Origin of the sequence: Paenimyroides marinum, assembly GCF_900108395.1 — a bacterium.
Taxonomy (GTDB): domain Bacteria; phylum Bacteroidota; class Bacteroidia; order Flavobacteriales; family Flavobacteriaceae; genus Flavobacterium; species Flavobacterium marinum.
The window spans coordinates 1-10381 of record NZ_FNXE01000062.1 but is presented as its reverse complement, the minus strand read 5'-3'; the positions used below and the strand labels follow the sequence as shown (position 1 = coordinate 10381).

Here is a 10381-nt window from a genome sequence, read left to right as displayed (position 1 = left end):
TCAAGGCTAAAGAACGGCTTAATTCTAAAAAAGGGAAAGAGCATCGAAGCAAACGCCCAATAGAAGTTGAAGCGGTTTTCGGGCAACTTAAAAGCAACAATAAATTTACCCGGTTTACCTTAAAAGGTCTTGAAAAAATCCAAATCGAATTTGGCTTGATGGCTCTTGCTCATAATCTTCGAAAATTGAGTGTAAAACAACAAAATACGAATCCAAAACCACTTGTGAATAACTATAAAAGTCAAAAAAATGCTGTTTTTGTCAGAATTGACCCATCTTATAAAGTAGCTGCATAAAACCTATATTATCCATAAACCAAAGAAGCTGCCCTTTTGGGACAGCCTCTTTGTTTTTAATTCTTCTCAACAACAGGGGAAGCATTCAGCTTTTTACTCAATTCCAATGAAATTGCTGCCTTTTCCATTTTGATTTTCCCTGCCATTGTTTCAACGATAATTGTTGACTCGGCTAATTCAGAAATTCTTCCGTGGATACCTGCTTTGGTTACAATTTTATCGCCTACTTTAAGGCTGCTTTCAAATTCTTTTTCTTTTTTCACTCTTTGTTGTTGCGGGCGTATCATTAAAAAATACATTGCTGCCATAATTAAAACAAAAGGTAAAAAACTTTGTATATTTTCCATTTTAAATTATTCTGTTACGTTTGCTTTTACTGTTAATACTTCGCTACCTGCTTCGGTATTTGTTGTTAATGTTACGTTTTTGCTTTGTAATCCGGCACTGTTAGCGGAAAAAACAACTTTCATTTTTGCTGAACTTCCCGGTTTAATTGGCTCTTGTGGTTTTTCAGGAACGGTACAGCCGCAAGATGCTTTTGCATCGATAATTACTAAATCAACTGTTCCTTCGTTTTTAATTTCAAACTCCACCTCATTTTTTGATCCTTTTTTTACATCTCCAAAATCGTGAGTGGTTTCATTAAAAGCAATTTTAGGAAAACCTGTTTGAGTGGTTGTTGAAGTTGCTGTTTCAGTAACCCCATCAGTCGTGGTTGATGCAGTTGTAGTTTCGGTGGTGGTTGAAGCACCGTTTTGAATACGTGACGAAGCGTCTTCTTTTTTATTACAAGCCATTAAGCTTAAAGCGGCAAAACCAGCTACTAACATTAATTTTTTCATAATTTTATTCAATTAATCCTCTTCCTATTTTATTTAATTTATTTTCTAAACGGTATTCTTTGACTAAGGCGTCTAAAATTCCGTTGATAAATATACTACTTTTTGGTGTAGAATATTCTTTTGCAAGTTCTAAATATTCGTTAATTGTTACTTTTACAGGAATCGATGGGAATTTTTGCAATTCACAAACGCCTAAATTTAAAATAATGGTATCAACTTCAGCAATACGGTCTAATTCCCAATTGCGGGTTTTATCTTCGTATTCCTTTACAAAAACATCCGCATTTAAAGCAGTTTTTCTGAATAACTGCTTGGCAAAGTCTTTATCTTCATCGTCTTTAAAAACCTTGTTCAGCTTAAAATAACTCGATGCATCTTTTAAACCTTCCAATTGTTTTAAGATCGCCGTATTCACCACCGGAATATCGTCAATCCATGAAATTTTATAGTCTTCTAAAAACTCATAGATTTTTTCGTTAGGTGCAATAAAATCGGTAAATAATTTAATGGCAAACTCTTTATCTTCTTCAAAATTATTAACTCCGTTGCGCATATACTCCTTGTATAAATCGCTTGATTTAATTTCATGTAACAACGTTTTTATGTAATGGTCGTTTACATTAAATTGATTGATATGCAACTCTTCCAGCCAATTATTCAGAGTTTCGGAATTACATAAAATTTGAAAAACAGAATTATTGATAAATTTCTTGTTTGGATTTCGTTCTTCTGGAGTAGCCAAATGTTTTTTTGCCGATACTTCTAAAAATTCTGCTTCTACTTTTTGAAGTTCTACTAATGATGACAACATTAATAGATATAGTTCGCGAATATTTTCTAAACTGTTGAATAGATATTTTTCATAAACATCTAATTGATCGGATTGGTTTTGAGTCATTGCATAAATTGCCTGCAATACTTTTGAGCGGATATGACGTCTGTTTACCATGCTACTAAGAACTTATTTTTATAAAGAAAGCGAAAACCAGATGATTTTCGCTTTGCAAAATTAAAACAATTATTTTAAATTTTATTTATTTTCTTGCTTTTTCTTTTCGATACGCTGTTCTGCCATTTTCATTGCTGCCTGGTTTGGCGTAATGTTTTGTTCTTTAGCGTAATTTAAAATATCTAACGTGGTGTTATAGATGTTTTCTGTTCTGCGGATTGCTTCATCAGATCCGTATTTAGCAATTTCACCAAAAACATTGATGATTCCACCTGCGTTAATTAAGAAATCCGGTGCATAAACAATTCCTTTATCCTGTAACAATTTTCCGTGAACAGCTTCTTCTGCCAACTGATTATTTGCCGCACCGGCAATTACCTGTGCTTTTAATTTACTGATAGAATCATTATTTACCGTTGCACCTAAAGCACATGGTGCATAAATATCTACGTCTAAAGAATATAAATCATCTCCGGTAAAAATGGTTGAGTTGTATTTGTTAGCAACCTCTTCTACCCTGTCTTTACTCAAATCGGTAATGGTTACCAAAGCACCGGCATTTGTTAAATGTTTCACTAAGGTTTCTCCTACGTTTCCAATTCCCTGAACCAAAACTCTTTTTCCGTTTAAGTCATCAGATCCATATTTAAACTTTGTTGCTGCCTTTAACCCCATAAACACACCATAAGCCGTTACAGGTGAAGGGTTGCCAGAACCACCTAAACTTTCAGAGATGCCGGTTACGTGCGGTGTAATGCTATGGATTAAATCCATATCGGCTGTTGTTGTTCCGACATCTTCAGCTGTAATGTATCTTCCGCTTAAAGAATCAACGTATTTGGCAAACGCCTTAATCATTTCAGGATTTTTATCTTTTTTAGAATCGCCAATAATAACTGCTTTTCCACCGCCTAAATCTAAGCCCGAAATTGCTGATTTATAAGTCATTCCGCGTGATAAGCGTAGAACATCATTTAAAGCTTCCCATTCCGAAGTATAATTCCACATACGTGTGCCTCCTAATGCCGGACCTAATACTGTATTATGTATGCCAATAATTGCTTTTAAACCAGTATCTTTGTCGTGGCAAAAAACAACTTGTTCATGGTGATCAAAGGATATTTGTCCGAAAACCGGATCAACTTTTTTTAACTCGTCTGGAGTATATACGTTTGTTGTCATAATTTTTTTAATTATTTTGGATAATTTCAAATATAAAACATTTATTTATATTTTTATTTTCTGTTTTACATTATTATCAAAACAGTACCAATATAATATATATATGAAAATTTTATCAATAAAACACAACACATTTTTTAATATTTAATAGAATTATATACTAAGTAATGAAAGAACTTCAAAAACTAAATAAATATTTCATAAAATATAAATACCGGTTTTTACTAGGGATTGTTATTACTATTGCATCGCAGATTTTCACCGTTTTTACACCGCAATACATTGGTGATGCAATAACCGTTTTAGAGCATTTTTTAAAAAATGAAATTACTGCCGAAGCTACCAAACAGGCTTTGTGGCACAATATGCTTTTAATTATCGGTACTACTTTACTGGCTGGTTTCTTAACTTTTTTAATGCGCCAAACCATTATCGTAATGTCGCGTCATATTGAATTTGACCTTAAAAACGAAATTTACGACCACTATCAAAAATTGAGTTTAGATTTTTACAAACGTCAACGCACGGGTGATTTAATGAGCAGGATTTCAGAAGATGTGGCGAAAGTACGCCAATACGTTGGTCCGGCAGTAATGTATTCGATTAATACCATTTTTAGAATGACGGTTGTTATTGTGCAAATGTATATCATTTCACCCACGCTAACCTGGTACTCACTTATTCCTGTTCCGTTTTTAGCTGTTTTAATGTACAAATTAAGCCGGGAAATCAATAAACGCAGTTTTGAATACCAACAGAATTTATCGAAATTGTCATCGTTTTCACAAGAAATTTTTTCAGGAATCCGTGTGATTAAAGCATACACCTTAGAAAACAGAGAAAATACCTCTTACGATGAAGCTACTACCGAAAGTAAAACCAAATTTATGCGTTTGGCGTACACCAATGCGTTAATTGGTCCTTTAATGATTTTACTAATTGGTGCAAGTAATTTGATCATTGTTTTTATTGGAGCCAAAATGTACATTAACGGTATCATTAACGAAATTGGTATTATTGCACAATTTATCCTATATATCAATATGCTTACCTGGCCCATTGCATCGTTAGGTTGGGTTTCAACAATGATTCAAGAGGCTGATTCGTCACAAAAACGTATCAACGAATTTTTAAACGAAGAACCTTCTATCCAGTCAAATACTGAAGAAAAACACGAATTAGAAGGAAAGATTGAATTTAAAAACGTCCATTTTATTTATGAAGACACCAAAATCCACGCTTTAAACAATGTATCATTCACGATTGAAAAAGGTGAATCGGTTGCTTTTTTAGGAAAAACAGGATCGGGAAAATCAACCATATTGCAATTAATTTCTCGTTTATACGATGTTTCTTCCGGGAAAATTCTAATAGACGGTATTGATATAAAAGACTGGAATGTTGAAAATCTTCGCGATCAGATCGCTGTGGTGCCACAAGATGCTTTTCTGTTTTCTGACACGATTAAAAACAATATTCAATTTGGAAAAGAAAATGCCACACAGGAAGAAATTGAACATTACGCAAAAATTGCCGATGTTCATAAAAATATCGTCCGTTTTGACAAAGGATACGATACTATTTTGGGCGAACGCGGAATTACTTTATCGGGCGGACAAAAACAGAGAGTTTCTATCGCACGGGCATTAATTAAAGACGCTCCGGTGTTGCTTTTAGACGATTGTTTATCTGCTGTTGATACCGAAACCGAAGAACGAATTTTAAACAACCTAAAAGATATTTCTGCAAAAAAAACAACCATTATTGTAACACACAGGGTATCATCTGCCAAAAATGCCGATAAAATCATAATTTTAAATGAAGGTGAAATTATAGAACAAGGCTCTCATAATCAATTAATAGCGCAAAATGGCTATTACACCAATTTATATAACAAGCAATTAGCTGAAAAAGATGTAATTTAAATTTTGTTTTATAAGATTTTTTTTAGACTTTTGGAGGGATGTAAAATTTTAACAGAACGAGAGGATTATGAGAGATAATGAAATACTAGAAAAAGAAGAAATTTTTTCAAAAGTATTAAGAGCCGGAAGAAGAACTTATTTTTTTGATGTAAGATCTACAAAAGCTGATGATTATTATGTAACTATTACCGAAAGTAAAAAGTTTACAGAAGAAGACGGATCATTCCACTTTAAAAAACACAAAATTTATTTGTATAAAGAAGATTTTGCCTCTTTTAAAGAGATTTTGAACGAAATGACCGATTTTGTTTTAGAACAAAAAGGCGAAGAAGTTATTTCTGAAAAACACCAAAAAGATTTTAAAAAGGAATATGCTGAAAATCCTTCAAGCTATACAAATGTAGAATTTGACGATTTCTAAAAATCCTGATTCACAATAGAATACCGGCAATAGTCGGTATTTTTTTTAAGCCTATGAAACATTTTTACACTGTTATTTTAATATTCCTTTCCATTTGTTCATCTGCTCAGAAAAAATATGAACCCGAACAAATTAAATGGAACGGAACCATCTACCCTTACCGCTACCATCATTTAGAACAATATTTCAGGTATTACCCCAATAAACGCCCTGTTCCAAACATTGACACCACCATTATTAACCGCAATTATCTGGCTGTTTTTGAGGTAAAAGAAAATAAATTTTATTTGAACGATATTTTCATTAAAGGAAAAAATAAAGCAAAAGATTTATCGGTTCTTAATGAACTCAATGAAAAAAACGAACCTATGTTTTTAAACTGGATCAACGGTTTGTTTGACATTGGTACAGGGAACGAAACTTTTAATAAAAACGATTCACTTTCGCCTATTTATGATAATTACATTGTTTTTGAAGTCAAAAAAGGAGTTGTTGGCAGAATTGAGAATTTTACTTATAACGAGTTTAAACTTTTTAAAGATTATCAATACAAACGCTTTAAAAACACTCCGGAATACCCTCGTTTATACCGACGCTTAATTTATAACGGAATGACTGAATTTGAAGCTACTTCACACATTTATAACTTTATTTTGTTTTACAGTAAATCGAATTTTTTAAAGGAGAGATAAAAAACTCTCTAAAATTAGAGAGTTTTATTCCCAAAGCAATCGTGCTGTATCCAAATCTTGTTTGGTATCAATTCCTACCCCAACATGCTGGGTAATTACCATTTGTATGGTTCTGCCATGTTCTAAATAACGTAATTGCTCTAATTTCTCTGTAGATTCTAATACAGATACGTTCCAATGTGTAAAATCTAACAAAGCTTTTTTTCGATAGGCATATACACCAATATGTTGATAATATGCCGCTTCATTTTTGCCATCGCGGACAAACGGAATAGCTGCTCGTGAAAAATACAGTGCCCGGTGGTTTTGATCCACCACTACTTTTACATTGTTAGGATTATTGATCACATCTAAATCTTCAATTTCAAACATTAACGAAGCCAAATCAATTTTTTGTTCTGCATCTTCATTAAAAACATTGATTAAACTTTGTAAATTTTCTTTACTCACAAAAGGTTCGTCGCCTTGAACATTAACCACCACATCACAGTCAATATTTTCTACAACTTCTGCAATACGGTCGCTACCACTTTCGTGATGTGTACTGCTCATCAACACTTTTACATTATGTTCTTTCAACAAGTTATAAATAATTTCGTGATCGGTTGCTACTAAAACTTCATCGAACAACTGCGTGGCAACTGTTGCCAGATACGTTTGTACCACCACTGGTTTTCCACCCAAATCCTGAATTAATTTGGCAGGAAACCGTGTAGAGGCGTATCTTGCAGGTATAACTGCTATTATTTTTAATTTATTCATTGAAAAAATCGTCGTTAAATCCTATTAAATAAACCTTTTCTTTTGCACGTGTCAAAGCGGTATAAAGCCAACGCATGTAATCTTTAGAAATTCCATCGGGTAAATATGGTTGTTCAATAAAAACCGTATCCCATTGTCCGCCTTGCGATTTATGACAGGTTACCGCATAAGCAAATTTAATCTGCAGAGCGTTGAAATATTCATTATTTTTCACTTTTTGCATGCGTCGGTATGCAGTTGTTTCATCCTGATAATCCAAAAGAACTTGCTGATACAAACGGTTAGACTGTTCATATGTTAAGCTTGCCGATTCTGATTGAAGCGTATCCAGCAAAACAATCGTATCAAAGGGCTCCATATCTGGGTAATCAATCATGCGGACTTTCACTAAAGCAAATCTAAATCCATACAAATCATGGTGTTTATAAATCTGTAAAATTTCTAAAATATCCCCATTGGCAATAAAATCGGACACTTTAGAATCTTTCAGCCAAAAATAATTATTTTTCACCACCATTACATAATCTCCGGAACTAATTTCGCTTTCGTTATCTAAAATTCGGGTGCGTATTTGCTGGTTGTACTGATTGGCACGCTTATTTGATCGTACAATGAAAATGGTTTCCTCATTTCCTTTTTTTGAATACGCATCGTGAATGGCATCCAACGTTTCATATCCGTCCTGTAAACGGATAATATCTTTAAACGGTCGAACATCAAACTCAAAAAAATCATAAAATTCTTGTTGTAACTGCTCACGCAACTCGGTGGCATTGTACAAAATTCCGGAATCTTCTTCTTGACGCATTACTTCGGTCAATTCAATAAAATCGACCTTCATACCGTAATGCAATGCCAGTTTACCTTCGTTCAACGCTGGGCTTTCATCCATTCCCACAGGTGGTAATTGCGCTGTATCGCCCACAATAATCAACTTGCAGTTTTGTCCGGAATATACATAATACATTAAATCGTCTAACAGCGAACCATGGGTGTACATGGTGGCATCGGTTACATTATCAGAAATCATTGACGATTCATCTACAATAAAAACCGTGTTTTTATGTTTGTTTGCCTGCATGGTAAACGCCATTCCCGAATTTTTATCTTTTTTGGGATAATATATTTTTTTATGAATGGTGTAAGCGGGTTGTCTGGCATAGTTTGATATTACTTTTGCCGCCCGACCAGTGGGTGCCAGCATTACATATTTTTTATGAATCAGCGGCAATTGATTGACCAAATTAGATAACAAAGTGGTTTTTCCGGTTCCGGCATATCCTTTTAACACAAAAATTTCGTCTTGATTTTCACTTAGAACAAATTGAGCAATTTTTCTTAAAAAAGCATCTTGTTTCAGAGTGAGATCAAACGGAAAACTGTTTTTTAACTGGTGATAAAATTCGGTTACAGTCATTTTAATGTTACGGAGTTTTCACAAAGATACTACTAATCAATAAAAAAATTGTACTTTTGATTCTTATACATTTGATGATTTATGGACAACGAACCGTTTCAAAAATTATACTTACAGGTATCTTTACAAGATTTTAGTTATTGTGTTAAAAACCAAGTAAATAATCAGGTTTTACATTTTAAATCGTTTCCATTGGATCCGTACAAAACGGTGGAACAGCAGCTTGATGTTTTTTTTGATAAAGAAGAATTATTGCAGGCCGGTTTTCAGGAAGTTTTGGTTTTACACAACAACAACCTCAACACTTTTGTACCTTCGGCTTTGTTTGACGAACACTCGTTAGGAAGCTATTTACAATACAACACCAAAGTTTTTCCAACCGATTATTTTGATTTTGATACATTGCCGCAAATGGAAATGGAGAACATCTATGTGCCTTATGTGGCTTTTAATAATTACTTCTTAGATGTTTTTGGAAGTTTTGATTTTCAGCATATAAACACTTCATTGATACAACATTTTCTGGCAAAATCGGTAAACGATGGCTCGGTAGAATTTTTTGTGCACATTGCAGCAAATCATTTTGAATTGGTATTGTTTCAAAACAAAAAGCTGCTGCTTTTCAACAGCTATGAGTACCAAACTAAAGAAGATTTTATTTATTACATTTTGTTTGTCTTTGAACAGTTACAGTTAAATCAACAAACGCAGTTAATAAAACTATACGGAAATATTGACAAAGAAAGTGATTTGTATCAAATTGCCTATCAGTTTATCCGAAATGTAGAAATTGCCGATTTACATACTATTGCCCAAACCTTATCGGTTACCGATAAACAATTACAACAATATTACATTTTACTGAACGCATGAGAATAATTTCCGGAAAATATAAGGGCAGACGTATTATTACTCCTAAAAATTTGCCCGTTCGCCCAACCACCGATTTAAGCAAAGAGGCACTCTTTAACATTTTAAACCATCAGTTTTCATTTCGCGAGCTAAAGATTTTAGATTTATTTGCCGGAACGGGAAACATCAGCTACGAGTTTTCGTCGCGCGGTGCCGAACCCATTACAGCTGTTGATACCGATTTTGGTTGTGTAAATTTTATTAAGAAAACCGCCCAACAGTTTGAAATGGATATTACCGCCATAAAATCTGATGTGTACAAGTTTTTAGAGCGAAGCAAAATTAAATACGACATTATTTTTGCAGATCCGCCTTACAATTTTTCTCAGGAACAGTTTGATAAAATTTATCAGTTGATTTTTGAAAATGAATTATTAGAAGACGATGGTTTGCTGATTATTGAACATTCTACCCAAACAAAAATGGAACATTTAGAATATTTTAATAACAGCAGAAAATACGGTGGATCGATCTTTTCGTTTTTTGAATACGAACAAGAAGAAACTGACGATGATGATGATTTTGACGACGATGATTACGATAACGAGGAAGAATAGTTTTTCCTCTTTTTTTATATATTTAGGTTTTAAGTTTAAGTATGTTAAAGAAAATTATACTCTTATTTTTTATTTTTAAACACTACTAAACGGGCAATCTTTCAAATAGGGCAAAATTAGTTGCTAATCTATTGAATATCAATACATCTTTTTAGTTTCCCCAAAACCCACCTCCCCCTTATTTTAGAACAAAGAAGTCTGAAGGCAGGGTGATTTATTTCGCTTTTTTCGTTTTTGGTATGTCCTTCGGCTATTTTGCACCATCCAAAACACATCAACGTGGCTGATCAGGTGTATTCTGACCAATGCAGCAATGGTTGAAAACGCTTTTTTGCTTTCCGATTTCACTTTCAATACCTGCATCAGCAATTGTGCGATGAGCGTACACCAGATTTGGGTTTTGATGCCGTTTTCGGTTTCCGAATA

General features: G+C 33.6%; 12 protein-coding genes. 6 read left to right on the top strand and 6 right to left on the bottom strand.

Annotation, left to right across the window (positions count from 1 at the left end; all coding sequences use genetic code 11):
- Nucleotides 1–296, top strand: a 296-nt coding sequence (locus BLW20_RS14795; protein WP_218143529.1) for a transposase, incomplete at its 5' end; no start/stop codon positions are given.
- Nucleotides 297–352: 56 nt separating this feature from the next.
- On the opposite strand, the gene yajC is transcribed toward BLW20_RS14795, so the two are convergent.
- From yajC to BLW20_RS13745, 4 genes are all read right to left on the bottom strand, one after another.
- Nucleotides 353–643: a preprotein translocase subunit YajC gene (gene yajC / locus BLW20_RS13760; protein ID WP_091102551.1), complete on the bottom strand. Its 291-nt coding sequence runs from the start codon at nucleotides 641–643 to the stop codon at nucleotides 353–355.
- A gap of 6 nt (nucleotides 644–649) precedes the next feature.
- A complete protein-coding gene (locus BLW20_RS13755; RefSeq protein ID WP_091102554.1) occupies nucleotides 650–1138 on the bottom strand; it encodes a DUF1573 domain-containing protein in 489 nt (162 codons plus the stop codon).
- 4 nt (nucleotides 1139–1142) lie between these two features.
- Complete coding sequence (gene nusB / locus BLW20_RS13750; protein ID WP_091102548.1) at nucleotides 1143–2087, bottom strand: transcription antitermination factor NusB; 945 nt, start codon at nucleotides 2085–2087, stop codon at nucleotides 1143–1145.
- 81 nt (nucleotides 2088–2168) lie between these two features.
- Nucleotides 2169–3269 carry a Glu/Leu/Phe/Val dehydrogenase dimerization domain-containing protein gene (locus BLW20_RS13745; protein ID WP_091102544.1) on the bottom strand — a complete coding sequence of 367 codons (1101 nt, stop codon included), beginning with the start codon at nucleotides 3267–3269 and terminating at the stop codon, nucleotides 2169–2171.
- A 167-nt stretch (nucleotides 3270–3436) separates the two neighbouring features.
- On the opposite strand from BLW20_RS13745, the gene BLW20_RS13740 reads away from it, so the two are divergent.
- The 3 genes from BLW20_RS13740 to BLW20_RS13730 all read left to right on the top strand — a co-directional run bounded on the left by BLW20_RS13740 (nucleotide 3437) and on the right by BLW20_RS13730 (nucleotide 6307).
- Nucleotides 3437–5194 carry an ABC transporter ATP-binding protein gene (locus BLW20_RS13740; RefSeq protein WP_091102540.1) on the top strand — a complete coding sequence of 586 codons (1758 nt, stop codon included), beginning with the start codon at nucleotides 3437–3439 and terminating at the stop codon, nucleotides 5192–5194.
- A 67-nt stretch (nucleotides 5195–5261) separates the two neighbouring features.
- Nucleotides 5262–5615 (top strand): PUR family DNA/RNA-binding protein, encoded by a 354-nt coding sequence (locus BLW20_RS13735; RefSeq protein WP_091102536.1) that lies wholly within the window; start codon nucleotides 5262–5264, stop codon nucleotides 5613–5615.
- A 53-nt stretch (nucleotides 5616–5668) separates the two neighbouring features.
- Entirely contained in the window at nucleotides 5669–6307 is a 639-nt protein-coding gene (locus BLW20_RS13730; protein WP_091102533.1) for a hypothetical protein, read from the top strand.
- 24 nt (nucleotides 6308–6331) lie between these two features.
- Here the strand turns inward: BLW20_RS13730 and kdsB are convergent, their stop codons facing one another.
- Complete coding sequence (gene kdsB, locus BLW20_RS13725) at nucleotides 6332–7069, bottom strand: 3-deoxy-manno-octulosonate cytidylyltransferase (protein WP_091102530.1); 738 nt, start codon at nucleotides 7067–7069, stop codon at nucleotides 6332–6334.
- Complete coding sequence (locus BLW20_RS13720; RefSeq protein ID WP_091102526.1) at nucleotides 7062–8486, bottom strand: ATP-dependent DNA helicase; 1425 nt, start codon at nucleotides 8484–8486, stop codon at nucleotides 7062–7064. Before BLW20_RS13720 ends, kdsB begins: the two co-directional genes overlap by 8 nt.
- A gap of 81 nt (nucleotides 8487–8567) precedes the next feature.
- Between BLW20_RS13720 and BLW20_RS13715 the strand changes: the two genes are divergently transcribed.
- Both BLW20_RS13715 and rsmD read left to right on the top strand, forming a co-directional pair.
- Nucleotides 8568–9359 (top strand): DUF3822 family protein, encoded by a 792-nt coding sequence (locus tag BLW20_RS13715; protein ID WP_091102522.1) that lies wholly within the window; start codon nucleotides 8568–8570, stop codon nucleotides 9357–9359.
- Complete coding sequence (rsmD, locus tag BLW20_RS13710) at nucleotides 9356–9955, top strand: 16S rRNA (guanine(966)-N(2))-methyltransferase RsmD (protein ID WP_091102519.1); 600 nt, start codon at nucleotides 9356–9358, stop codon at nucleotides 9953–9955. The genes BLW20_RS13715 and rsmD overlap by 4 nt, the downstream gene beginning before the upstream one ends.
- Nucleotides 9956–10381: the final 426 nt, after the last annotated feature.

Excerpts from the sequence above, each read along its gene's own strand:
- yajC (WP_091102551.1), bottom strand. The coding sequence starts at position 643 with ATGGAAAATATACAAAGTTTTTTACCTTTTGTTTTAATTATGGCAGCA.
- BLW20_RS13755 (WP_091102554.1), bottom strand. The coding sequence starts at position 1,138 with ATGAAAAAATTAATGTTAGTAGCTGGTTTTGCCGCTTTAAGCTTAATG.
- nusB (WP_091102548.1), bottom strand. The coding sequence starts at position 2,087 with ATGGTAAACAGACGTCATATCCGCTCAAAAGTATTGCAGGCAATTTAT.
- BLW20_RS13745 (WP_091102544.1), bottom strand. The coding sequence starts at position 3,269 with ATGACAACAAACGTATATACTCCAGACGAGTTAAAAAAAGTTGATCCG.
- BLW20_RS13740 (WP_091102540.1), top strand. The coding sequence starts at position 3,437 with ATGAAAGAACTTCAAAAACTAAATAAATATTTCATAAAATATAAATAC.
- BLW20_RS13735 (WP_091102536.1), top strand. The coding sequence starts at position 5,262 with ATGAGAGATAATGAAATACTAGAAAAAGAAGAAATTTTTTCAAAAGTA.
- BLW20_RS13730 (WP_091102533.1), top strand. The coding sequence starts at position 5,669 with ATGAAACATTTTTACACTGTTATTTTAATATTCCTTTCCATTTGTTCA.
- kdsB (WP_091102530.1), bottom strand. The coding sequence starts at position 7,069 with ATGAATAAATTAAAAATAATAGCAGTTATACCTGCAAGATACGCCTCT.
- BLW20_RS13720 (WP_091102526.1), bottom strand. The coding sequence starts at position 8,486 with ATGACTGTAACCGAATTTTATCACCAGTTAAAAAACAGTTTTCCGTTT.
- BLW20_RS13715 (WP_091102522.1), top strand. The coding sequence starts at position 8,568 with ATGGACAACGAACCGTTTCAAAAATTATACTTACAGGTATCTTTACAA.
- rsmD (WP_091102519.1), top strand. The coding sequence starts at position 9,356 with ATGAGAATAATTTCCGGAAAATATAAGGGCAGACGTATTATTACTCCT.